Consider the following 24817-nt stretch of genomic DNA (forward strand, 5'->3'; position numbering starts at 1 on the left):
CATGAACCTACCCGCCCCACACCCCCTGGTCGCCCCGGCCGGCCATCGCTTGTTGCGTCTCGGCCGCTATAGCCTGCTGCTGCACCGACGCAGCCTGATCGTCGCAGTCTTTTTAAGTTTGCTGTTGGTCGTTGTCTCCACCGCGATGCTGGCGGCCGGCGATGACGCCCTTACACCCTGGAAAGCCCTGCAGGCGGCCTTCGGCCGGGGCGACGCGCTGCAGGTATTTCTGATTCAGGAACTGCGTCTGCCGCGGCTGACCGCCGGTCTGCTCAGCGGTGCGGCATTGGGCGCAGCCGGTTGCCTGCTGCAGACCCTGGCGCGTAATCGCCTGGCCACACCCGGCGTGATCGGTATCGACAACGGCGCCACCGCCTTCGCAGTAGCCTCCATCGTCGCCGTACCCACCAGCCTGGCACCCTCGGCCCTGGCTCTGAGCGGCGCTGCCACGGCAGCGGTGCTGACTTTCGCCCTGGCTGCCGGCGGTGGAGCGCGTGGCTATCGTTTCATCGTCGTCGGCATCGCCATTGGCGCGCTGTTCGGTGCGCTGACCAACCTCATGCTGGCACGCAGCGATATGGACGCCGCCAATGCGGCCTACCCATGGACCGTCGGCAGCCTCAACGCACGGCCAGCCGATTCGGTTCTGCTGCTCGGCCTTGGCCTGGCAGCAGGTATGCCGCTGGCCAAACTACTGGCCGGCGCCCTCAGCCTGATGCGTTTTTCCGACAGTGTCGCCATTGGTCTTGGTGTACGCCTGCAACGCATGCGCCTGCTGACTTTGGCCCTGTGCGTGTGGCTCACGGCGCTGGCCGTAGCCGTCGTCGGCCCGGTCGGCCTGATCGCCCTGGCCGCACCGGAAATGGCCAGACACCTGTGCAATCGCCATGGCGTACCGGTATTCAACGCGGCATTATCCGGCGCCCTGATGATGATCCTTGCCGACTGGCTCGGCCGCACCCTGTTGGCGCCCGTCGAGGTTCCGGTTGGCATCATCGCCGCCGTGGTCGGCGGCCCTTATCTGCTGTGGATTCTGCTACGCCAGGCCCCACGGAGCTCGACATGACCCTGCTTTCCTCACTGCTCGGCGACACCCGCCAGCCAGACGTTCGCCTCGAAGCCCGCGATCTCAGCATGGGCTATGCCCAGACGACGATCATCGATGACCTGAGCCTGATCATTCCCAGCGGCCAGGTCACGGCCATCGTCGGCCCCAACGGCTGCGGCAAGTCCACCCTGCTCGCCGGCCTTGCGCGCCTGCACAAACCCAGCGCCGGTCAGGTGCTGCTTGACGGCAAGGCCATCGGCAGCCTGCCGTCGCGCGAGGTGGCGCGCAGACTTGCCCTGCTGCCCCAGGATGCCAGCGCACCGGATGGGCTGACCGTCAGCGAACTGATCCGCTTCGGCCGCCAGCCTCACCAAGGCCTGCTACGTCAGTGGAGCGAGGAGGATCAGAACATCGTCGAGGCGGCGCTGATCGCCGCGGACCTGGTGGAGCTGGCCGATCGCCCACTGGAATCGATGTCTGGCGGCCAGCGCCAGCGCGCCTGGATCGCCATGGCCATCGCCCAGGCAACGCCCCTGTTGCTGCTCGACGAACCCACCTCGGCGCTCGATCTCGGTCATCAGATCGAGGTATTCGAGCTGATCCGCCAACTGGCTGCCGCCGGCAAGACCGTGGTCATGGTGGTACACGACCTTTCCAGCGCCTGCCGTTACGCCGATCACCTGATCGCCATGCATAAGGGGCAGATCGTTGCCAGTGGCCGTCCCGAGGCTATCGTCACATCGGAGCTGGTCGAGCGACTGTACGGCGTACGTTGTACGCTGCTGCGCGACCCGCTAAGCGGCACGCCGGTGATCGCAGGTATCAGCAAACCTTGAGCCGCCAAAGGGCCGCGCCGCCTCGCCGCTGCCGGCCAGCGGTACGGGCAACTCGCAGACCTTCACCTACCAGGCGATTCTCGACCCAGGACAGGCCAACGCTCCAGTCGGGGTGCACACCGACAACGTCCTGTTGATCATCAACTATTGAAGCGTCACCAGTAGATCACCAGCCTCGAGCCGCCGTTCTCGATGGACTGCATGGGCACCGAGGCCGTCTGCGCACCTCGGCTCAACGACAGGACGCGCCCTTCGGTATCGCGTACCTGATAAACCGAGTGCTCGCAGCTACGGCCGCTCAGATGCACGCCCGCCTCATCGCTGCGAGCAACGACCTCGCAACGTTTGAGAATGGTCAGGCTGATCTGCAACTGCCCGCTGATCTGCTCAGCGAGGGAGGAGTTGGCAGCCGCGCACAGCACGCCCGCCAGGCAGGAGGCAAGAATTGGGTGATACGGCATGATGGAGGTCTACGGTGAAGATGGCCTGCTGAGGTTGAAGGTCAATATCCATCCGTAGAAGCGGTCACACAGTCGGCTGGGACCGCTGGAGGCAAGAATACGGTGATGTCAGATTGAAATCACCCCCATTCCGACGAACGCGATTTACGCCAGTTTATGCGCGACGAAACGCCTGGCCGGCGCGACGATCTGCTCCTGCGCGGCCACCAATGGCAGGTCTCGAGCGCCGTCTTCGGTCTGACCGACCAGAGCGTAGAGCGTGGCAGTGGCCAGCTCGAGCGCTTGCGCTAACGCCTGGCCGGCCAACAGCCGGCCCAGCAGCGTGGCCGAAAACACATCACCCATACCGTTCGGCAGCGGATGCAGCGCCAAGCGCGGCGTGGTGACCAGCCAGGCGCCCTCACCGTTCACCGCTAGCGTACCCAACTCACTGTCAGGGATGTCCGGCGTCGCCAGGCTGGTCACGATCACTACGTCCGGCCCGCGACCACGCAGCTGCCTGGCGATCTTCACCGCCTCCTGCAGATTGGCCGGTTTCGAGCCGGTGAGCAGTTCGAACTCGAACTGGTTGGGCGTGATGATGTTGGCGAAAGGGATGGCCTGGTCACGCAAGAAATCGGGAATCGCCGGATTGACGAACACGCCGCGCCCGACATCGCCCATCACGGGGTCGCACAGGTAGCGTACGGCTGGGTTGTGCTGGCGAATCTCGCCTACCGCCTCGAGAATCACCCGCCCTGTATCGGCATCGCCCAGATAACCGGAGAGCACCGCAGACAGCCGCGGTAGCACGCCGCGCTCACGCAGCCCGAGCAGCACTTCGCGCACGTGCTCGGCGCCAAATACCTGGCCGCGAAACTGGCCATAGCCGGTGTGATTGGAGAACTGCACGGTATGAATCGGCAGCACTTCGAAGCCGAGGCGCTGCAGGGGGAATACCGCAGCGGCATTACCGACGTGACCCCAGGCGACGTGCGACTGGATGGACAGGACAAGGGGCGGTAGCGTGGCGCTCATGGCGGTCTCTGGCTGCTGTACAGGGAAAGGCTGGATTATTCGCCATGCCGTACGAGCCTGTCACGCCCGCACCAGGCGTCTCAATGGGCGCGTCGAAGCGCTTTGCGTAGCCTGACTCGCAGGTATTCGCCGAACGAAGCCGCAATCAGCTTGCCTGATGATTGTGAAGCAAGCTTCAGCGCGTTGCCGTCATTCCTACGTTTCGGCGACTCGCTGGCGCGCTGCGAAAAACTCCTGTCCATTTGCCTGAGGTCCTCGACATGACCCTTTCGGTAATTCAACGCATCGCCGCCATCATCCTCGTACTTCTGGCCGTGCCCTTCGCTACGGCTGCCGACAAGCCCAGGCTGCTGGGTTGGGTGGAAGAAGGCCTGCTGCTGCCCGAAGGGGTATCGGTGAAGATGAAGCTGGATACCGGCGCCCTCACCTCGTCCATGGACGCCAGGGAGATCGAACGTTTCGAGCGCGATGGCGAGAAGTGGGTGCGCTTCAAGGTTCGGCTCGAGGACAGCGACACCGGCAAGTCGGTGAGCATTCCCTTCGAACGCCAGATCGAGCGAACTATCAAGGTACGCGGTGCCGGCGGCGCCGAACGGCGCCCCGTAGTGTCGATGCAGATGTGCATTGGCGACCAGGTCTACGACGAGCAGTTCTCGCTCAACGACCGCGACAAGATGATCTACCCCGTGCTGATCGGGCGCCGCACCCTGGAGCATCTAGGCGCGGTGGATGCGTCGCGCACCTTCACCCTCGAGCCACGCTGCGGCAAGCGTTCGACGAAAAAGTGAATGCGAACATTGGCGGTACAGGTCAGCCAGCGCTCACGCGGCCGGTGGCATGGTCACCCGACGCCTGAGACGTCGTTGCACAAGCAGAGCCTGGCAGGTTAGCTGAGCGTCATGCTCCGATGGTCTGCCCGCTCGACCCGATTGCGCCCCGCCGTCTTGCCCCGATACAGCGCCGCATCGGCGCGCTGCAACACCTCGTCGAAGTCCCGTACAGCGCTGAAGGCATGCGATACACCGATGGTTGCCGTGCAGCGGATCACGTGCCTCTGCCCGACACCGGGCACCTCGCATCGCGCGATTGCGGCGCGCATGCGTTCAGCCAGCTGCACCACGCCCGCCTCGTCGGCCTCCAGCACGATGACTACGAACTCCTCTCCGCCCAGGCGACAGATCAGATCCCCCTGGCGGGCCGTGGAGGTGAGTACATCGGCAACATGACACAAAACCAGATCGCCGACCTTGTGGCCGTGGCTGTCATTGATCTGCTTGAAGTGATCGATATCGATGATCAGCAGGTACGCCGGCCCGGTCATGCGCAGGCGAAATTGCGCGTCTAGGGCGTCCAGCAGCCCACGCCGGTTGAGCAAGCGGGTCAGCGGGTCGTGAGCCGCCAGGCGGCGCAGTTCATCGGTCAGGCGGCGCAGCACCAGCCAGACCGCACAGGGCGGTAACACGGTCGCCAGGAACGACATGTAGATATAGAAGACTTTCTGGAAGCCGCTGTTCATGTCCAGCGCCGCCATCCCGCCATCGACGATCATCACGAACTTCATGGCATTGAGCACGCCGATCCCACCGATCAGCACCGCGAACACCACCATCTCGACGCGCAGGTCCCTGGCAAAGCTTCGTCTGCCGTAGAGAACGGCTGCCGTCATGGCCAGAAAGAGCAATGCACAAATACCGGCCAGCAGCGCATGGCGTGCTGCAGAGCCGAGTAGCCACTGCACCAGGACCTGTACCAGGGTATAGACGACCAGCAGTATTAGCAGCGGCCGCAACACCGGCGTCGGGCGATCGAAAAAGCGCATCGCACCCAAGACATAAGCGACAGGCGCGCCAAGGGTCAACGCATGGTTGACCAGGCTCATCGGCCCCCAGTCCGGCGGGCCGTCGATCAACTGCAGGATATAGGCGAGCCCGAGCAGCAGGTTGCCCAGCGCAAAGACTTCCATGCCCATCGTCTTGCCGTTCAGCCGCCTGCTGATCAGCAGGAACATCACGGAAAAGCACAGCAGGTGCACGCAAAGCATGCCGAGGATGACGGTAGTGACCATGGATTCGCGTAAAGTGAGAGGTAGCAACAGGCCGATGGATCGGCGCCCATATCGCGCCCTCACTTCCCTCAGCATTCCAGAATGCATTCTGGCTTAGCTATTCAAGCCTATAAAGCGTGGCGCATAACAGCCAGCAAAGGCAATCTGCCATTCACTCTCCGTCGGCTGCTCATTCTACTAGTGCGCTGTGCAAGTGTCGGGCCTGGCCACAAATTCCGCCCGTTATTGCTGCTCGACCGCCCGCTGCGGCTCTGCTGCCGGTTCGGCTGCGCTGTTGGCACAGTCCTACTGCGATCCACGGTGGGCAGCAGCGACACAGAAAAAAGAGCCACCAGGTGGATGAGAACATTTATTCCAAAAATACTTATTAATTATTTCTTTATACCCAAAACCAAATTGTTCTTGCTTGTGAGACAGCCTCTTTCAAGCCTAGAGTAGACGGCCTTCGTTCTCAGGAGGCTCCTATGTTTACCGCCGCCCTCACCCGTTTCCCTCGTCTGCAGCTGATTCCCCAAGCCACCGCTCTGCAACATTTGCCGCGTTTGTCCCGGCATCTGGGCAGGGATATCTGGATCAAGCGCGACGACCTCACGCCCCTGGCGCTGGGTGGCAACAAGGCACGCAAGCTCGAATATCTAGCCGCCAATGCGCAGGCCAAAGGGGCCGATGTGCTGGTCACGGCCGGCGCCATCCAGTCGAACCACGTACGGCAAACCGCAGCGGTCGCCGCGCAACTCGGCCTGAACTGCCTGGCCCTGCTGGAAAATCCCATCGACAGCCAGAGCGCCAATTATCTGGGTAACGGCAACCGCCTGCTGCTGAACCTGTTCGGCACTGAAGTGGAGTACGTCACCAATCTGGACAACGCAGACCAACTGCTGGAGGCCGCCTGCCAACGCCTCAGTGCAGCCGGGCGGCGGCCATACCTGGTGCCCGTCGGCGGCTCCAATGCCCTGGGTGCACTCGGTTATGTGCGTGGCGGGCTGGAGCTGGCCGAACAGATCGCCGCCAGCGGTAAGGATTTCGCAGCCGTGGTGCTGGCCTCCGGCAGCGCCGGCACCCATGCCGGGCTAGCCCTAGCGCTGGAGGCGGCGCGCCCGGGCACGCGCGTGATCGGCGTCACCGTTTCGCGCGACGAGGCGGCACAAAAGCCCAAGGTCGAAGGTCTACTGCGGCGTACGGCTGAACTGCTGGGTGTGGAGACGCCGCACGGATTGAGCCTGGAGCTGTGGGACGGCTACTTCGCGCCGCGCTACGGCGAAGCCAACGCTGCCGGTCTGGAAGCCATCCACGTGCTCGCCAGGTTCGAAGCGATACTGCTCGACCCGGTCTACACTGGCAAAGCATTCGCCGGATTGCTCGATGGACTCGAACGAGGCGCCTTCCCCGGTAACGGACCGCTCCTGTTCTTGCATACGGGCGGCTCGCCGGCCCTGTTCGCCTATAAATAAAAGAATAAGCAAGTGGCCTTTTATTATTTAGATGCATAAACATTTCCACCTAGACTGGCATCCTCTTCTCACCCGCATGAGGTCATCATGAATTTCTCCACCCTGCGTCGCCATTTCCTCTTCGGTAGCCTGGCCCTTGTGTTGGGTGCCGGCCTCAGCGCGCCGAGTTTCGCCGCTGACCTGCTCGACGACATCAAGGCCCGGGGCGCCATCAAGGTTGGCCTCGAAGGCACCTACCCGCCTTTCAACTATCAGGACGCCAGCGGCAAACTGACCGGTTTCGAAGTGGAGCTGGCCGAAGCGCTGGCCAAGGAACTGGGAGTCAAGGCCGAATTCCAGCCGACCAAGTGGGACGGTATCCTCGCCGCGCTGGAGTCCAAGCGCCTGGACGTGGTGATCAATCAGGTGACCATCTCCGATGAGCGCAAGAAGAAATACGATTTCTCCACCCCCTACACCGTCTCCGGCATCCAGGCGCTGACCCGCAAGGCCGATGGCGACAGCATCAAGAGTGCGCAGGATCTGGCCGGCAAGAAAGTCGGCGTGGGCCTCGGCACCAACTACGAGCAGTGGTTGAAGGAGAACGTACCGCAGGCCGACATCCGCACCTACGACGACGATCCGACCAAGTTTCAGGACCTCAATGTCGGTCGTATCGACGTGATCCTGGTAGATCGCCTGGCCGCCTTCGAAATGGTCGAGAAAACCGGCGGCCGCCTGGCCGTGGCCGGCGACGCCTTCTCCCGCCAGGAAGCTGGCATCGCCATGCGTAAAGGCAACCCCGCCCTGCTCGCCGCCATCGACGAGGCATTGGCCAAGCTGAGCGCCGACGGCACCCTCAAGCAGTTGTCCGAGAAATGGTTCAAGGCTGACGTCACCCGATGATCGAGTCCGCCCTACAGCTGGCTCTGGAGTCTGCGCCCTTTCTTCTCAAGGGCGCCTACTACACGGTCGTACTCAGCCTGGGCGGCATGTTCTTCGGCCTGTTGCTGGGCTTTGCCCTCGCCATTGGACGCCTGTACGGGCCAGCCCCGCTGCGCTGGATTGCACGGTTGTACGTGTCCTTCTTTCGCGGCACTCCCCTGCTGGTGCAGTTGTTTCTGATTTATTACGGCCTGCCGCAGCTGGGTATCCAGCTCGACCCGCTACCGGCCGCGCTGATCGGTTTCTCGCTGAACATGGCCGCCTACACCTCGGAAATTCTCCGTGCCGCCATCGCCTCCATCGACCGCGGCCAGTGGGAAGCGGCGGCCAGCATCGGCATGAGCAAGGCGCAGACACTGTACCGGGCCATCCTGCCGCAGGCGGCGCGCACCGCCCTGCCGCCGCTGGGCAACAGTTTCATTTCTTTGGTCAAGGACACCGCACTGGCCGCCACGATCCAGGTGCCGGAACTGTTCCGCCAGGCGCAGCTGATCACCGCGCGCACCTTCGAGATCTTCACCATGTACCTGGCAGCCGCGCTGATCTACTGGGCGTTGGCCAGCATCCTCGCGCACTTCCAGGCGCGCCTGGAAACCAGGGTCAACCGGCACGAGCAGGACGACTGATGATTTCCGTGCGCAATTTGCGAAAAGCCTTCGGCACCAACGAGGTACTCAAGGGCATCGACCTGGACGTGGCCGCCGGCGAGGTGGTCGCCATCATCGGTCCCAGCGGCTCGGGCAAGACCACCCTGCTGCGCTGCCTCAACCTGCTGGAAGAGCCCAGCGGCGGGCAGATCACGGTGGGCAATATTCATATCGATGCCGATAAACCGCTCAAGGGCCAGCACAAGCTGATCCGCCAGTTACGCCAGCAGGCCGGCTTCGTGTTTCAGAACTTCAACCTGTTCCCTCATCGCACCGCGCTGGAAAATGTCATGGAAGGCCCGGTGCAGGTAAAGAAAGAGTCGCGCAACGAGGCATTGGCTCATGCCCGCGCCTTGCTCGCCAAGGTGGGCCTGAGCGGCAAGGAGGATGCCTACCCCAAGCGTCTCTCGGGCGGCCAGCAGCAGCGCGTCGCTATCGCCCGTGCCCTGGCCATGCGCCCGCAAGTGATCCTCTTCGACGAGCCCACTTCGGCCCTCGACCCCGAGTTGGTGGGCGAAGTGCTGACCACCATCCGCGATCTGGCCGAAGAAAAACGCACCATGGTCATCGTCACCCACGAAATGGCCTTTGCCCGTGATGTGGCGGATCGGGCGATCTTCATCGACCAGGGGCACATCATCGAACAGGGCCCGGCCAAGAGCCTGCTCACAACACCCCAGCACGAGCGCACGCGTCAGTTCCTCAGCAAGTTCCTGCTCGGCCACGCGCTATAGCCAACCGCAGGTCGCAAACTGCGCTCTGGGAATGTGCGCTCGTAAAAAGTGCGAACCGAGCGGCTGCTTTACCGGTCTTCCAAGCATCTGATTTTTCTCAACGCCCGGGAGTCAGCAGTGGAAGAGCCCACGACAGGGATTGGCAATCGTTTGCTGGAAGCGCTGTTAATGGCTCGGGGGCCCGGAGGGCAAGAGACCGAGGTTCGCGCGGTGTGTCATACCGAATTGGTCAAGCACTGTGACGCGGTATGGACAGACGCTGCGGGCAACCTGATCGGGCTGATTCGAGAGCAGCACCGGGAAAGCAGTGTTCCGCCGATCAAGAGCGTACAGGTCATGGCGCACCTTGATGAGATCGCCATGATAGTGAAGCGCGTTGAGGCCAATGGGACTTTGCGCGTGGTGGCGTTGGGCGGAGCCAATCCGGTGAACTTCGGCATGTGCCCGGTGGATATATTGGCAGAGGACAAGGTCCTGCCAGGCGTGCTTTCCTTCGGCTCGATGCATGCAACCCGCGAATCGCCCCAAGGCAAGGACGTGCAGGATGGGGCGGTGAGTTGGCAAGACGTGCACGTGATCACTCGACTCGGCGTTGAAGAATTGAGACTTGCCGGAGTTCGCCCAGGCACCCGCGTGGTGCTTTCCCGTCACTGGCGAGCGCCTTGGAAGGTGAATGACGCCATCGCCGCTCATTTTCTCGATGACCGAGCCCCGGTAGCCGCCGCCCTTGAGGCTGCCGCGTTGGTGGCGAGCAGGAAGCGGGAGCTGCGATGCGACGTCTACTTCGTATTCACCACGATGGAGGAGGAATCTCAGGCAGGCGCCATGTACGCAGCGCGAACGCTGCCATGCGACATAACAGTGGCTCTCGAGGTGGGGCCGGTACTTGAAGAATATGGCACCGAGCTGCGCGTCGCCCCCATCATCAGCACGGGCGATATGAAAGCCTATTACACCCGCACCATCGCCGAGCGACTGCAGCGCGCAGCAGAGCGTTGCGGTTACTCGCCTCAGTTTGCATTACTGGTGGATTTCTCCTCCGATGCCAGTGCTGTTCTGGCCAGCGGCATCTCTGCGCAGACCGGCTGCCTGGCCATTCCCACCGAAAACACACATGGCTATGAGGTGATTTTGGCGGACGGCATTACTGCCTGCGCCCGCACGTTGGTTGAGTTTCTCGCAGATTCCGAATAGCCGAACACGTCCACGCAACAGAGCTCCCTACCACGCTGGATCCAGTAACGGCGGCAGCAGGCCCGCTCGTCCGCAAGCGGTGATGCGTCACCGCACTGGTGGCGCCTGATCGCCGGTCTGCCTCGCACGTCTGAAGCACCAGCGGCGCCAGCATGTAACCCGCCAGTAGGTGAACTTGCGCGTCACCAACCTCGACGCCCCCCGCTTCATGCACTAGCAAAACGACAGCAAAGCCGCGTTATCATGCCCGCGCCTGCGTTCGGCATGACGACAAGGAGCAGTAGATGAACGATTCGCGCCAGGCGGTATTCGCCAGGGAATGCGACCTGATCATGAAGGGCGGCATCACCAGTGGCATCGTCTATCCGCTGGCCATTACCGAGATTGCCAAGGCATTTCGTTTGCGCAGCATCGGTGGCACCAGTGCCGGGGCCATCGCCGCCGCGGCAGCTGCCGCCGCCGAACTTGGCCGCCAGCGTTTCCAGAGCGGGCAACTGAACAGCGACCCGGCCGGCTTCGCCGAAATCGAGCGTTTGCCCGAACACCTCTGCACACCCGCGGCAGACGGCCATGGCACCAAGCTGCTGGCCTTGTTCAAGCCCATTCCGGCGCTGCGAACGCTGTTCGACACCTTCATCGCCTCGCTCGAAGCCAAGGGCAAGGGGCCGCGAGCGCGCCTGCTGGCGCCCCTCAAGGTGATGCTGATGCGGCACAAGCTCGCCGCCCTGGTCGGCGCGCTCGTCGCCGGCGGGCCTTTGTGGAGCAGCGCCATCGCCAGCGGCAATCTATTGGTGTGGCTTTGGCTGCTGTCGTTCGCCGCGCTTGGCGGCGTGTTCGGGGCTGCCTGCCGCCTGCTGCTGCCCGCGCTGCGCGAGCTGCCGCAAAATGGTTTCGGCATTTGCACCGGCCTGCCTGAGGCCGATGACCAGGCTCCGGACGAAGCCCTGACCATCTGGCTGACCCACTACTTCGACCGACTCAGCGGGCAGCAGGCGTTTTGCGCGCAGCACGCCGGAACTATCGAATGCGAACGACCGCTGACCTTCCGCGACCTGCGCGCGCACGGCATCGACCTGCAAGTCATGACCACCTGCCTGAGCATGGCGCGCCCTTTCCGCCTGCCCTTTCGCGACGACGATCAGGTACGTGAAAACAACCAGTTCCATTTCCGTGAGGAGGAGTTCGCCCGCCTGTTCCCGCGCCGCGTAGTGGCCTGGATGAGCGCGCGCCAACGCCCCGGCAGCGATGAGCGCAGCGACGGCTACTTGCGCATGCCCTTGCCGGACGATCTGCCGGTGATCGTCGCGGTGCGCATGAGCCTGAGTTTCCCGCTGCTGCTCAGCGCCGTGCCACTGCATGCCGTGGACTACCGCAAGCGTGAGAAGAAACTCGAGCGCTGCTGGTTCACCGATGGCGGTATCAGCTCCAACTTCCCCATTCACTTCTTCGACGCCGCCCTACCCCGGCGCCCCACCTTCGGCCTGGATCTGGGGCCGACCGACGGCTCGGACGAACAGCGCGTGCGCTTCCCGCGCAACAATGGCGATGCGCGGCTCGCCTATTGGCGGCGCTTCCCGCAGAGCGGCCTGCCGGCGCTACGCGGTTTTCTCGCCCAACTCAGCAACGTGGCCAAGGACTGGAACCATGAAACCCTGTCGCTGATGCCGGGCTTTCGCGACCGCATCGGCCTGATTCAGCTGACCCGTGAGGAAGGCGGTCTCAACCTGACCATGCCTGCCGAGCGCATCGAACGCCTGACCGGTTACGGACGCGAAGCCGGCCAGCAATTCGTCTTGCGCTTCGGCAACCCGGAGTGCTGGCAGCCCGGCGCAAAAGCCTCGCCGATGAACTGGGAGAACCACCAGATCATCCGCTTGCGCCTGCAATTGGCCAGCGTTGCAGAACAGCTGCAAAGCTTGGAGCGCGCCTGTCGTGAGCTGCACGGCACCGAGCACGACTACCAGCGCTTCTTCACCCCCGAAGCCAGGCGCTACAGCTACCCCTTCAAGGGGCTCAACGACCTGGAGCAAAACCCGGACGCTGGCCTGTACCGCACCCAGGCCGGGCTGGCCAGGGCCATGCTCGAGCAGTTGCGGGCGATCGCTCAGATGATCGAGCAGCACCCCGACAGCCACCCGGCCAAGGATGCGCCCAAGCCCACCCCAGAACTGAAACTGCGGCCACGCATATAAGCCTGGCCGCCGGGAAATGGTGATTGTGGCCCCTATCGCTGCTTCGTGACTGCAGTGCGGTTCAGTAACGCCGCGTGCTCATCAACTCCTCCGGCACACGGGTGCTGACCCGAAACGGAACGGACATGTGGTCCTCGCCCGCCTCGAGCTGGAAATCACTGCGCCTGGGCAGAAATCGCCTCCGGATAAATTCACACGCTGAATACCAGGGATCACGACATGTCATTTCTCAAATAATTGAGTTCCTCTTAAGTTGGCGATGGACTCTTTGGTCTGAATCCAGTTTGAGGCGAAGCAGTTTCGCCGTACCGAAGCGGTTTGATACCTCTTCGACGTCTTGAATGGTTAGAACAAAGCCAATGCCAAATCGCCGATTCCCCTGGAGTAGTCATGCAAGATGCCGTCATTGTTTCTACCGCTCGTACCCCTATCGCCAAAGCCTTTCGTGGTGCGTTCAACGATCTGAAATCTCCAAGCATGAGTGCCATCGCCATACGAGCTGCCGTACAACGCTCCGGCATCGAGGCTGCGGAAATTGAGGATGTCGTCATGGGCACCGCCATGCAGGGCGGCACAGCCTCCACCAACCTCGCTCGCCTATCGCTGCTGGCTGCAGGCCTGCCATTGACCGTTAGCGGGCAAACCCTGGATCGTCAGTGCGCCTCCGGGCTGATGGCCATTGCAACTGCGGCGAAACAGATCATGGTCGACGGTATGCAAGTCACTGTAGGCGCCGGCCAGGAGCAGATCAGCCTGGTGCAGAACCCGCATATGCAGTGGGCTGCGGCCGAGGCAGATCCACAGGTCATCAATCAGGTGCCGCACGCGTATATGCCGATGCTGCAGACCGCCGAATGGGTCGCCAAGCGCTACGGCATCAGTCGAGAGGCTCAGGATGCCTATGCGCTGGAATCACAGCGACGCACTGCTGCTGCACAAGCCTCTGGCGTGTTCGACCACGAGATCGTACCCGTTACCTCACGCAAGAAGTTGGTGGACAAGGACACCGGCGCTGTCACCTTCGAGGACGTAACGCTCAGCCTCGACGAAGGCAATCGCCCGCAAACGTCGCTAGAGGATTTGCGCAAGCTCAAAGCGGTTATCGAAGGTGGCTGCGTCACGGCGGGCAATGCAAGTCAGCTGTCTGATGGTGCCAGCGCATGCGTCCTGATGAATGGCCGTCTGGCTGCACAGCGTAACATTGCACCACTTGGCCTATATCGTGGCATGGCTGTCGCCGGGTTGGCCCCCGAAGAGATGGGCATCGGCCCCGTCTATGCGGTGCCTAAGTTGCTCAAGCAACACGGCCTTAGCGTCGACGATATTGGCTTGTGGGAGCTCAATGAGGCGTTCGCTTGCCAGGTGCTGTACAGCGCCGAAAAACTCGGCATTGATCCAGCGAAACTCAACGTTAACGGTGGAGCAATCGCCATCGGCCACCCCTATGGGATGAGCGGCGCACGCATGGTCGGCCACGCCTTGCTGGAGGGCAAACGCCGGGGTGCAAAATATGTCGTGGTGACCATGTGCGTGGGTGGGGGTATGGGCGCAGCAGGCTTGTTCGAAGTGCTGTAACTGTTCGAAGACGATACTCCCCAACAGAATCAGGGCGCCCAGCCCTGATTTTCCTTCTCGGCGTATATCGCCCTGCCCCGTTTAAACCCTGTCGTATTGCTGCACAGCAATCGCCAAGTTGCTGCAGGTGCGTCTGCTTCCGGCCATTCCATAACGCTATGGGCTGCATCGAACTCTTGTATTAGTTGCCAAGAAAGCGAACTGACTAGCATCGGCAACCATTATCCAGCCGATGAGAACAACAAATTGAATCTTGGAAAAATCATCAGCCGTAGTGCACGTTACTGGCCGGAACATGAGGCTCTGGTCGACAGCAAACAGCGCATCACCTTCGCCCAGCTCGAACGTCGCACCAATCGCCTAGCCTCGGGTCTGTTCGATCTTGGCCTGCAGCCCGAGGCCCACATCGCCATCCTGGCCCTGAACCGGGTCGAACTGGCCGAAGCGGAAGTCGCCTTCTATAAGGCGGCCATGGTCAAGGTACCCATCAATGCCCGCCTGTCCCTGGACGAGATCATCCAGATTCTCAACGACTCGCACAGCCAGGCGGTGATCACCGAAGGTCGCTTCGCCGCGGCCCTGCAAGCACGCCGTGCGGAGACCCCGCGTCTGCGCTGGATCATCTCGCTCGACGACGAGGCTGGCGATATCGCCTATCGCGCGTTGCTGGCGGGCGGCAGCGAGGCGCCGGTGTACAGCGACCCGGCAGATGACGCCCTGGCCGTGCTGCACTACACCTCCGGCAGTTCCGGGGTCCTCAAGGCTGCCATGCTCAGCTTCGGCAACCGCAAGGCGCTGATCCGCAAGAGCATCGCCAGCCCTACCCGCCGCGCCGCGCCGGGCGACGTGATGGCCCATGTCGGCCCCATCACTCACGCCAGCGGCATGCAGATCATGCCGCTGCTGGCGGTAGGCGCCTGCAATCTGCTGCTGGAGCGCTACGACGACCGGCTGCTGCTGGAGACCATCGAGCGCGAACGGGTGACCCGCCTGTTCCTGGTGCCGGCGATGATCAATCGCCTGGTCAACTTCCCCGAGGTGGAGCGCTTCGATCTCTCCAGCCTGCGCCTGGTGATGTACGGCGCCGCGCCCATGGCGCCAGCGCTGGTCAAGCGCGCCATCGAAGTGTTCGGTCCCATCCTGGCCCAGGGTTATGGCGCTGGCGAGACCTGCTCGCTGGTGACGGTGCTGACCGAGCAGGACCACCTGGTCGAGGACGGCGACTTCAGCCGCCTGGCGTCGTGCGGCCGTTGCTACTTCGAGACCGACCTGCGGGTGGTCAACGACGATTTCGAAGACGTGAAGCCCGGCGAGATTGGCGAGATCGTGGTCAAGGGCCCGGACATCATGCAGGGCTACTGGCAGGCGCCGGAGCTGACCGCAGAAGTGATGCGCGACGGCTACTACCTCACCGGCGACCTGGCCACGGTGGATGAGCGTGGCTACGTGTTCATCGTCGACCGCAAGAAGGAAATGATCATTTCCGGCGGCTTCAACATCTACCCCACCGAAGTAGAACAGGTGCTCTACAGCCTGCCGCAGGTGTTCGAGGCAGCCGTGGTCGGCGTGCCCGACGAGCAATGGGGCGAAGCCGTGCGCGCCGTGGTGGTGCTCAAACCGGGCGAGACGCTCAGCGCCGAGGCGATCATCGAGCACTGCGGGCGCAGCCTGGCCAGCTTCAAGAAACCACGCGCGGTGGACTTCGCCAAGGAGCTGCCGAAGAACCCCAACGGCAAGGTGGTGCGCCGCCTGATTCGCGAAGCCTACTGGCAGAACAGCGACCGCCGCATCTGAGGAAACGAACATGACCAAGCCAAGTGAAAAAGCCGCTCGCCTGATTGAGGGCATCAACGCCTTCGCCCGCGACGAACTCGCCCCGCTCGCCAAGCGCGAAGGCATCGTCTGGGGCGAGCCGGTGGCCAAGCCGCTGCTGCGCGACATCTGGCGTCGCTCCTGCGAGCTGGGCTTCTACAACGCCATGCTGCCAGAGGCCTTGGGTGGCGCCGGGCTGGGCGTCGCCGACCTGTGCGCACTGAAGGAGGCAGCGGTGCTCACCGGTTCGCCACTGGCGCCCCACATCCTCGGCGAGCTGTCCGGTCCGCCACGGGTCGGCCACCTGTTCAAGGTCGCCAACCCGTTCCAGGTGGAAACCTTCCTGGGACCGATCTGTCGTGCCGAGAAGGCCGTGTGCTTCGCCCTGACCGAGGCAGAGGCCGGCTCGGACGCGACCGCCATCGGCACCGAGGCGCGTCTGGAGGGCGACCACTATGTGCTCAACGGCGCCAAGCGCTATATCTCCGGTGCGCCCTATGCCGACCTCGCCGTACTGCTCGCGGTCACGGAGCCGGGCCGCGGGCCGCAGGGTATCTCGGCGTTCTTCGTCGACCTGCACGCCGAAGGCGTCAGCATCGACAGCGATTACTCGGTGATGTCCGGCGGCGGCGCCCACGGCAACATCCTGCTCAAGGACGTGCGCGTGCCGGTGCAGAGCCGCATCGGCGACGAAGGCGCCGGCTTCAAGCTGGCCATGGGACGTATCACCCTCAATCGCCTGCTGCACTGCCCGACCATGCTCGGCATGGCCGGCCTGGCGCTGAACCTGTCGCTGGACTATGCCCGTACCCGCAAGCAGTTCGGCCAGCCAATCGCCATGTTCCAGTCGATCAACCATATGCTCGCCGACATGGCCACCGAGTTGTACGCCGCACGCAGCATGATGTACGCCACGGCCGCGAACAACGACGCCGGCGGCGACATCAAGGTGCAGGCACCGATGTGCAAGCTGTATGCCTCGGAGACTGCCTTCCGCATCGCCGACAAAGCGGTACAGATCCATGGCGGCGCCGGCCTGATCAAGGGTCATCCGGTCGAATGGCTATTCCGTGCGAGCCGTATGATGCGCATCCTCACAGGCACCAGCGAAATCCAGCGCAACACCATCGCCAAGGGCATCCTGATGCCCAACTAGGGCTCAGGACAAGCCCGCCCCCCACGCGGGGCGGGCCTTTTTCATAAGAACAAGACAGAGAATCTCCGCCATGACACTTGAAGCCCCTGCCTTCAACGCACGTAAAGCCTGGATCATCGCCTTCCTGCTGGCCTTCATGATGCTGGTCAACTTCCTCGACAAGGTGGTGATCGGCCTGGTAGCCGTGCCCATGACCCAGGAACTGGGCCTGAGCCCGACCGAGTTCGGCCTGATCGGCGGCGCGCTGCATTGGTTCTTCGCCATTTCGGCCGTGGTCGGCGGTTTCCTCGCCAACCGCCGGCCAACCCGTACCCTGCTGCTGGGCATGGGCCTGTTCTGGTCGCTGATCCAACTGCCCATGCTATTCGCCAGCTCCCTGTGGATGATCGTCGCCTGCCGGGTGCTGCTCGGCATCGGCGAAGGCCCCGCCTCGCCCGTCGCCACCCACGCCCTGTACAAGTGGTTTCCGAATGATCGCCGCAGCCTGCCAGTGGCCCTGCTGCATTCCGGCAGCGCCATGGGCCTGCTGGTGGCCGGCGCGATGATTCCCTGGATTAGCCTGAACTACGGTTGGCGGGTCAACTTCGCGGTATTGGCCGCCATCGGCGCGGTGTGGTGCGTGCTGTGGCTGCGCTTTGGGCGTGAAGGCAGCCTCGACAGCCTGCGCGTCGGTCAACAGGCTGCGGATTCCGATCGCCTGCCCTACCGCCGCCTGCTCAGCGATGGCAGCGTGCTGGGTAACTACATCTGCCACTTCGCGGCCAACTGGTCACTGGCATTGACCCTGACCTGGGTGCCCAGTTACCTGGAGATCGGCCTGGGCATCGACCCACTCAAGACCGGGCATATCTTCGTCATGTTCGTGGTGGTCACCACCCCGCTCAGCCTGTTCATGGCCTGGCTGTCGCAGCGCCTGATGCGCAGCGGCTACTCATCGCGAATGGCGCGCGGTGCATTCGTTTCGCTATGCCTGATCGCCAGCGGCCTGCTGTCGGCCTCGCTGATACTGACCGAACTGTCGGTCGCCACCCGCGTCGCCTGCCTGACTCTGAGCGGCGGCCTGGCACTGGTGATGTACTCGGTGGGCCCGGCGATGCTCGGCGAGTTCACGCCCAGCAGCCAACGCGGCGGCATTCTCGCCATCGGCAATGCAGTGGCCTCGCTGGCCGGTCTGTCTGCGCCGGTGATCACCGGCATGCTGGTACAGGGCGCCGGTGCCGCGCATCCGCTGGGCTATGCCCAGGGCTTTCTGGTATGCGGCGGCGTGCTGGTGGTCGCCGGCCTGATCGGCCTGGTGAGCATGAATCCGCAGCGCTCGCGCGAGCGCCTGGGGGCTCAGGAGGTCATGTCGGCGGCAAGCTCGCGAGCCTGATCTGCCTCTGCATTGCGCTCGATCAGGCTGCCCCGCCATCGACCGTCGCTGGCCATCTCCAATAGCAACCCGCGCACCAGGTCGCGCATGCAGGACGCAGCGAAGGACAGCGGCCGGTGCGCGGAATGGGCGATGGACACGGTACGGGTGATGCGCGGCTCGACGATCAGCCGCGCCGCAGTAGATTCGAACAGCTCCGCCAGCGGCGGCCAGTTGCAGATGGTCGCCGCCAGGCCATGCCTTACCAGGCTGGCGACACCGGGAGCAGATTGCTGCTCGAACACCACGTTGAGCGTCACCCCCGCTTCCATCGCCGCCTGCTCGATACGCCGACGCAGATGCATGGCCTTGGGCGCCATCACCAAGCGGGTAGCTGCGGCCTGAGCGAGGCTGATCGGCGTGCCGCTCTCTGCCGGCGAGCCTGGCCCCACCCAGTACAGATCCTCGGTGAAGATCGGCTCGGCGACCACGTGCTCGAGCTCCTCGGCATTGGGCAGCACACCAAAATCCACCTTGCCCAGTTCGATGGACTGACCGCCCTCACGCGTCAGCCCATCGCAGATGGTCAGGTTGATGGAAGGAAACTTGGCTTCGGCACGACGAATGATTTCCGGCAGCAGCAATGCCGAAACCGTCGCGGGGATGGAGATGGACACATGTCCGATGGGGTTACCACGGGTCGAGGCCAGCTCGTCCTTTACCGAATCGAGCTTCTGCACCACCGATCGCGACACTTCATACAACCTTCGCCCGGCATCGGTTAGCGCCACGCCGTCATGTTGGCGCTCCAGCAACTGCATCTCCAGTTCGCTTTCCAGCAGGCTGATCTGCCGACTCAGGGCAGGCTGGGCGATGTATGCCCGTCTGGCCGCGGCGGAGAAGCTCCCTGCCTCGGCGATGGCAATCAGATAACGAAGTTGCTTGAGGGTCATGCGGTTCTCTCTGGGGCCATACCGAAGCGTTATGGCATCTATCCGAAGACGCTATTTGTGAGGCTTTGCGCGCCTTCCTAGTATCTCCGAAACGCCACCGCGAAGGGAGCCCTGGCAACCCGGGATACCGACTGAAAGGACCCGCGAGCTTACGTTGACAGGTGTCTGGTTGGTCTTTTCGGCTCGACAGCACAGCGTACAAGCGAGGGATGAAACGCGCTTTCGCGGCTTCGTTGAAACGCACTTTTTACGTCGTCGGAGTACCCGAGCCAACGACGTTTTTTTATTCCGTAGCACCACGTCAGTGACCTTGCATCGCAAGCCACTCAGCGAACGATACCCGGCGCACTGACGACTCCCCTACTGCCCCATCCACGCCCTGGTTGTCATCAGGCGAGAAGGTCGGCAGCCCTTTCACAACCGGAGATAACAACAATGCATATGCCTTCGGCACGGCCCACTGCGGCCACTCCTATCCACCAGCGACGCGGGAGAGCCTACCTATGAGTCGCCTTTGCAGACGTCGCTGGGCACTGGCCCTCGCCAGTACCGTCGCATTAGGCGGTCTGGCTGCCTATCGCGTGACGGAGCAGGCCAGGGAAACCGCGCAGGCCTATCTGTTCGCCTACCCCCTGGTGATGATGGAGCTGACCAAGCAACACCAGCAGTTGATGGGCACCACCTCGATAAACGGCTTTCGCCATAGCCGACGCTTCCCGGATGCAAGCTTCAACAGCGTTGTGTCGCCGAATGTCGACACGCTGTACAGCATCGTGCACTTCGACCTGCGTCATGAACCGGTAGTCATGAGCATCCCCGACACCACCGGTCACTACTACATGATGCCGATCATGGACGCCTGGACCAATGTGGTCAGCAGCCCCGGCACCCGCACCATCGGTAGCGCCGCGCAGGACTTTCTGGTTGCCGGTCCGACCTGGCAGGGCGAGGTCCCGGCAGACATGCAACTGATCCGCATCCCGACTCAGTTGGCCTGGATGATTGGCCGTATCAAGAGCCGCGGCCCCGCCGACTACAGCGAGGTCCATGCGCTGCAAAACCGCTTCCGACTCATGCCATTGAGCGCCTGGCAAGGCCGGCAGAGCGATACGACGCCAACCAGAATGGCCGAACTGCCCCCGCTGGAGCGCGGCAAGGGGCCAGACAGGCAACTGTCCGGCTGGAGCCGCGAGGCGTTCTTCACTGCTTTCTGCACCCTGCTGCGGGATAACCCCGCCCGCGCCGAGGACGCACCCATGCTCGAGCGTATCCGCGCCGCCGGCCTGCTCGATGATGACTGTGACTTGCAGCAGTCGCCCCTGCAGCGGCTGGGCAGCGCGTTGGGCTACCGGCGTGTGGTGGCCCTGCTCGAGGACCGCCAGAGCCTCATGGGCAAGGGTAAAACCTACAACGGCTGGCGCATCGGCTACGAGCTGGGCGAGTACGGCACTCGGTACCAACAGCGGGCATTGGTGGCAAAAATCGGACTGGGTGCCAATGAGCCGGACGACGCCATCTATCCTAATCTGCATGTCGATGAGCATGGCCAGCCATTGTCCGGCCAGCATCGCTACGTGCTGCACTTCGCCGCCGACCAATTGCCGCCCGCACGCGCCTTCTGGTCACTGACGCTATATGACGAGCGCCAACTGCTTTCGGCCAACCCGATCAACCGCTACTCCCTGGGCGACCGAGATGACCTGCATTACAACGCTGACGGCTCGCTGGACCTGTATATACAAAATCAGCAACCGCTCGAAGCCGAGCGACGTCGCAACTGGCTGCCGGCGCCACTGGGGCCGTTCAACCTGTTCCTGCGCCTGTATTGGCCACGGCCTGAAGTACTGGAAAAACGCTGGTTACCGCCGATGATCAAGACCCAGTCCTGAGGCTGACGCGCACCCGCGCCAACCGAGCCCTGCATAGCGCAAACGAACAAACGCCCCGCCCGGTCCACACCGGGAGGGGCGTTTTGCGTTGCAGCTCAGGGTGTGACCAGGTTGAACTGCGGATTCGACTCGTCCAGCCCGCCGAGCAGCTTGAGCAGTTGCACACGCCCGCCGTCGATCTCGATACCGCCGATGGTCGCCTCCTTGAGGAAGCCGGTTTCCTTGAGGGCGATGCGGTCGAGCAGCGCCTTGGTCATGCTCACGCCGATATCCGCCTGGGCGTGGCGCGAATCCTTGCGATGGGTGAGCACGCCGTTGCGCAGGGTCAGCGCGTAGTCCTCGTCCAGGTCGGTGAAGCGCCAGTTGATCAGCAGGTCGCGGTCGGCCTCCTTCATGGCATCGATGCGCACCGCCAGATAGTCGAAGAACATGCTCGGTGTCAGCGCCCGCACCATGTCCGGCGCGCCGTTGCGTGCGCGGGCCTCGGCCACGCCCTGACGCAACTCGTGAGCACCGCTGAGATAGACGTTGCGCCATGTGGCGTTCTCGCTCTGGTAGCCGAGCTGTTCCAGAGTATCGGCCTGCAGGGCCCGCGCAGCGGCGTTGTCCGGCTCGGCGAACACCAGATGATTGAGCAATTGCGCCGCCCAGCGATAATCGCCTGCCTCGAAGGCCTGACGCGCCGCCTTCAATACGGCTTCGGCACCGCCCATCACCGCGACGTAACGGCGTCCGGTATCTACCGGCGGCAGCGGGTCCAGGTTGGCCGGGTTGCCATCGTAGAAGCCCATGTAGCGCTGATACACGGCGCGTACGTTATGACTGAGCGAGCCATAGTAGTCGCGGCTGTACCATTTGCCGGCCAGGCGCGGCGGCAACGAAGACAGCTGCGCGGAGATCTCGGTGGGCGTCAGCCCCTGGTTGATCAGGCGCAGCGTCTGGCTGTCGAGGAAGGCGTACATGTCGCGCTGGTCGGCCAGGTAGTCGCGGATATCATTACCGCCCCAGGTCGGCCAGTGATGCTGGGCGAACAATACCTCTGCCTCGTCACCGTAGCGCACCAGCGCCTCGTCCAGGTAGTGCGCCCAGACCTTGGCGTCGCGTACCAGGGCGCCGCGCAGCGTCAGTACGTTGTGCTGGGTATGGGTGGCATTCTCGGCCATGCACAGGGTCTTGAACTGCGGGAAGTACATGTTCATTTCCGCCGGAGCCTCGGTGCCCGGCGTAAGCTGGAACTCGATCGTCACCCCGTCGATCTCGTGCGTTTCCAGCGGTTCGACGATCAGGTCGGTGGGCGCGATCAGGGTCACCGTGGCGTTGATCGGGGTGCCCTTGCCGAGTCCCGCATCCACCTGGCCGCGTTCGCCCCGGGGCAATACCGCGCCGTACATGTACTGGGCCCGGCGCATCATCGCAGGCCCGGCGAGCACGTTCTCGCTGACCGCATGCTCGTAAAAACCTTCCGGGGCGATCACCTTGACCTTGCCGGCTTGCACGTCGGCCTCGTCGATTACCCCGCGTACGCCGCCGAAGTGGTCGACGTGCGAGTGGCTGTAGATCACCGCCAGCACAGGCTTGCGCGGACGGTGCTTGTAGTACAGCTCGATACCGGCGCGGGCGGTCTCGGTGCTGATCAGCGGGTCGATGATGATCAGTCCGCTGTCACCCTCGATCACAGTCATGTTCGACAGATCCATGCCACGAATCTGGTAGACACGCTCACGCACTTCGAACAAACCGGCGATGTTGTTGAGTTGGGCGATACGCCAGAGGCTCGGGTTGACGCTCGCGGGCGCATCGTTGCCGTCGAGGAAGTTGTACGCCATACGGTTCCATACCGGCTTGCCGTCAGCATTCTCCACCACGCCGGTGAAAGGCTCGATCAGCCCGCGACGGGCGCTTTCGAAATCAGCGCGGTTCTCGAACGGCAAGCGCTGCAGCCAGGCCTGGTTGCGCTGCTGGGTGATCTCGGTGGCGGGCTTTGCGGATGTCGGCTGTTCGGCGTGGGCGCCGAGGGCGATTAGCGCCAGCGCCAAAGCACTTAAGCGAAAGATGGGCATGGTCTTGTCCGTTATTTTTTGAAAAGGAAATGCGAGAGGTCGGCTCCCCGAAGGGAGCCGACCAGGCGGGGCGAGGCCGCTGAGCCGGTCCGCCAGACTGTCGCGCCGTTACTTGCCCAGGCGCTTCAATTGCGCGGGGGTGAACTCGGACTTCGACAGTGTCTCGCCGTAGCGAGCCTTGCTGGTGACTTCGTTGGTCAGATAATTGACCGCGTAGCGCCCGGACATCAGATCATAGGTCGCTTCGGCCACGGTTAGCGGAAGCTGGATGTCGTGCAGCATGGCAATGTGCGATTCGTAGCTGCGCCACAGCTCGCCGCGGCTGTCATAGATATCTGAGGCAACGATCTGCCAGGTGTCCTCGTCGAGGTAAAAGCGGCGCTTGGCATACACGTGGCGCACACCAGGCTTGAGCGTAGCCTCGACCACCCAGACGCGGTGTTTTTCGTAACGCGCATGGTCCGGGTTGAGATAACCCGGCTTGAGCAGGTCGGCGTAGGCAGTCTGCTTGCTGGCCATGCGGTAGGCGTTGTAGGGGATGAGCATTTCCCGCTTACCCTGCAACTTCCAGTCGTAGCGGTCAGGAGCACCGTTGTAGCCATCGACGCTGTCGGCCACGACCTGGCCAAAGCTGTAGCGTGCACTGCTGTCGTAGGCCACCGTCGGCGCCCGCCGCACGCGGCGTTGTCCAGGATTGTACTGCCAGGCCGAGCGCACGCCCGCTACCAGGTTGAGCGGCTCGTGCACCAGCGTCACCTCGCCGGCGTAGCGCGAAGGCGCGGTCGTGCGCACGCGGTTGAGCAGCAGCAGATTCTCGTTCGGCTCGAGATCGCTGATGTTCTCGCGAAATACCGTCAGGGCATCCGAGCTGACCACCGTGTAGTCGCCCTTCTCCTGCACAGTGGCCGAAGAGAACTGGCGACGGATTGAGCCTCCACGGTAACGCGTGAGGTGGTTCCACATCACTTCCAGGCCTTCGGTGGGCTGCGGGAACGGCACACCGAAGTGGTAACCATCCAGACCATTGCCGTCGTCACTCAGGGTCACCTTGGCCAGGTTGGCACGCGTCTCCTGCAGATGCTTCTGCGGCAGCGTGGCACTGCGGTGAGTCGGGTAGACAGCCATTCGGTAGTCGGCATGGCGGGCCAGCATGGCCTGCTGACCGGGGCTGAGCAGGTCTTTGTACTGCTCGACGTTGGCCTTGCTGACCACGTACAGCGGTTGCTCGGCGGCGAAAGGATCGCTGTAGTCGCCGTTGGCGCTGATCGGCGCGACCCCCGCTTGCATACCACCCTCCCAGGCCGGGATGCTGCCGTCGGCATTACCGGCACGCTCAGCTCCCACGGGAGTCAGCGGACCATCCAGGCGCGCGGGATCATTTTCCTTGGCATGGGCCAGCGTGCAGGCCGCCAGCAGGCCGAGGGCGATAGGGAGAATCTTGAAGGCAGTCAT

At 63.1% G+C, this 24817-nt stretch carries 20 protein-coding genes; 14 read left to right on the forward strand and 6 right to left on the reverse strand.

Annotation, left to right across the window (positions count from 1 at the left end; all coding sequences use genetic code 11):
• The first annotated feature begins 1 nt into the window (after position 1).
• The gene (locus DXK50_RS18125) at positions 2–1066 is read left to right on the forward strand and encodes a FecCD family ABC transporter permease (protein WP_212631287.1); all 1065 of its coding nucleotides are present in this window, start codon (positions 2–4) and stop codon (positions 1064–1066) included.
• The gene (locus DXK50_RS18130) at positions 1063–1884 is read left to right on the forward strand and encodes an ABC transporter ATP-binding protein (RefSeq protein WP_212631288.1); all 822 of its coding nucleotides are present in this window, start codon (positions 1063–1065) and stop codon (positions 1882–1884) included. Before DXK50_RS18125 ends, DXK50_RS18130 begins: the two co-directional genes overlap by 4 nt.
• Positions 1885–2039: 155 nt before the next feature.
• Here DXK50_RS18130 and DXK50_RS18135 read toward each other — a convergent pair whose 3' ends face one another.
• Together DXK50_RS18135 and pdxY are read right to left on the reverse strand one after the other, a co-directional pair.
• Positions 2040–2345, reverse strand: a complete 306-nt coding sequence (locus DXK50_RS18135; protein ID WP_212631289.1) for a hypothetical protein — start codon at positions 2343–2345, stop codon at positions 2040–2042.
• Between the two features lie 144 nt (positions 2346–2489).
• A complete protein-coding gene (pdxY, locus tag DXK50_RS18140; protein WP_212631290.1) occupies positions 2490–3362 on the reverse strand; it encodes a pyridoxal kinase PdxY in 873 nt (290 codons plus the stop codon).
• A 260-nt stretch (positions 3363–3622) separates the two neighbouring features.
• On the opposite strand from pdxY, the gene rloA3 reads away from it, so the two are divergent.
• A complete protein-coding gene (gene rloA3 / locus DXK50_RS18145) occupies positions 3623–4150 on the forward strand; it encodes a retropepsin-like aspartic peptidase RloA3 (protein WP_212631291.1) in 528 nt (175 codons plus the stop codon).
• Between the two features lie 98 nt (positions 4151–4248).
• Here the strand turns inward: rloA3 and DXK50_RS18150 are convergent, their stop codons facing one another.
• The gene (locus DXK50_RS18150; protein WP_249186918.1) at positions 4249–5370 is read right to left on the reverse strand and encodes a GGDEF domain-containing protein; all 1122 of its coding nucleotides are present in this window, start codon (positions 5368–5370) and stop codon (positions 4249–4251) included.
• Between the two features lie 521 nt (positions 5371–5891).
• On the opposite strand from DXK50_RS18150, the gene DXK50_RS18155 reads away from it, so the two are divergent.
• From DXK50_RS18155 to DXK50_RS18200, 10 genes are all read left to right on the forward strand, one after another.
• Positions 5892–6878 carry a D-cysteine desulfhydrase gene (locus DXK50_RS18155; protein ID WP_212631293.1) on the forward strand — a complete coding sequence of 329 codons (987 nt, stop codon included), beginning with the start codon at positions 5892–5894 and terminating at the stop codon, positions 6876–6878.
• Positions 6879–6965: 87 nt separating this feature from the next.
• Positions 6966–7763 (forward strand): cystine ABC transporter substrate-binding protein, encoded by a 798-nt coding sequence (gene tcyJ, locus DXK50_RS18160; protein ID WP_161867977.1) that lies wholly within the window; start codon positions 6966–6968, stop codon positions 7761–7763.
• On the forward strand, positions 7760–8428 hold the full coding sequence (tcyL, locus tag DXK50_RS18165) for a cystine ABC transporter permease (RefSeq protein WP_161867976.1): 669 nt from the start codon (positions 7760–7762) through the stop codon (positions 8426–8428). The genes tcyJ and tcyL overlap by 4 nt, the downstream gene beginning before the upstream one ends.
• On the forward strand, positions 8428–9183 hold the full coding sequence (gene tcyN, locus DXK50_RS18170) for an L-cystine ABC transporter ATP-binding protein TcyN (protein WP_161867975.1): 756 nt from the start codon (positions 8428–8430) through the stop codon (positions 9181–9183). The genes tcyL and tcyN overlap by 1 nt, the downstream gene beginning before the upstream one ends.
• 168 nt (positions 9184–9351) lie before the next feature.
• The gene (locus DXK50_RS18175; protein WP_212631327.1) at positions 9352–10377 is read left to right on the forward strand and encodes a M20/M25/M40 family metallo-hydrolase; all 1026 of its coding nucleotides are present in this window, start codon (positions 9352–9354) and stop codon (positions 10375–10377) included.
• A gap of 284 nt (positions 10378–10661) precedes the next feature.
• Complete coding sequence (locus DXK50_RS18180; protein WP_212631294.1) at positions 10662–12569, forward strand: patatin-like phospholipase family protein; 1908 nt, start codon at positions 10662–10664, stop codon at positions 12567–12569.
• A gap of 390 nt (positions 12570–12959) precedes the next feature.
• Positions 12960–14144 carry an acetyl-CoA C-acyltransferase gene (locus DXK50_RS18185; RefSeq protein ID WP_212631295.1) on the forward strand — a complete coding sequence of 395 codons (1185 nt, stop codon included), beginning with the start codon at positions 12960–12962 and terminating at the stop codon, positions 14142–14144.
• A gap of 246 nt (positions 14145–14390) precedes the next feature.
• A complete protein-coding gene (locus tag DXK50_RS18190) occupies positions 14391–15938 on the forward strand; it encodes an AMP-binding protein (protein ID WP_212631296.1) in 1548 nt (515 codons plus the stop codon).
• A gap of 10 nt (positions 15939–15948) precedes the next feature.
• A complete protein-coding gene (locus DXK50_RS18195; protein ID WP_212631297.1) occupies positions 15949–17112 on the forward strand; it encodes an acyl-CoA dehydrogenase family protein in 1164 nt (387 codons plus the stop codon).
• 70 nt (positions 17113–17182) lie between these two features.
• Positions 17183–18484, forward strand: coding sequence for an MFS transporter (locus DXK50_RS18200; RefSeq protein ID WP_161867970.1), 1302 nt, complete (start codon positions 17183–17185; stop codon positions 18482–18484).
• Here the strand turns inward: DXK50_RS18200 and DXK50_RS18205 are convergent.
• Positions 18448–19416, reverse strand: a complete 969-nt coding sequence (locus tag DXK50_RS18205) for a LysR family transcriptional regulator (RefSeq protein ID WP_212631298.1) — start codon at positions 19414–19416, stop codon at positions 18448–18450. The genes DXK50_RS18200 and DXK50_RS18205 overlap by 37 nt on opposite strands.
• Before the next feature lie 503 nt (positions 19417–19919).
• On the opposite strand from DXK50_RS18205, the gene DXK50_RS18210 reads away from it, so the two are divergent.
• Entirely contained in the window at positions 19920–21305 is a 1386-nt protein-coding gene (locus tag DXK50_RS18210) for a DUF1254 domain-containing protein (protein ID WP_212631299.1), read from the forward strand.
• A gap of 95 nt (positions 21306–21400) precedes the next feature.
• Here DXK50_RS18210 and DXK50_RS18215 read toward each other — a convergent pair whose 3' ends face one another.
• Together DXK50_RS18215 and DXK50_RS18220 are read right to left on the reverse strand one after the other, a co-directional pair.
• Complete coding sequence (locus DXK50_RS18215) at positions 21401–23365, reverse strand: alkyl/aryl-sulfatase (protein ID WP_212631300.1); 1965 nt, start codon at positions 23363–23365, stop codon at positions 21401–21403.
• Between the two features lie 108 nt (positions 23366–23473).
• Entirely contained in the window at positions 23474–24817 is a 1344-nt protein-coding gene (locus DXK50_RS18220; protein WP_212631301.1) for a DUF1329 domain-containing protein, read from the reverse strand.

This window comes from Pseudomonas sp. KB-10, from assembly GCF_018221585.1.
In the GTDB taxonomy this organism is placed as follows: domain Bacteria; phylum Pseudomonadota; class Gammaproteobacteria; order Pseudomonadales; family Pseudomonadaceae; genus Aquipseudomonas; species Aquipseudomonas yangonensis.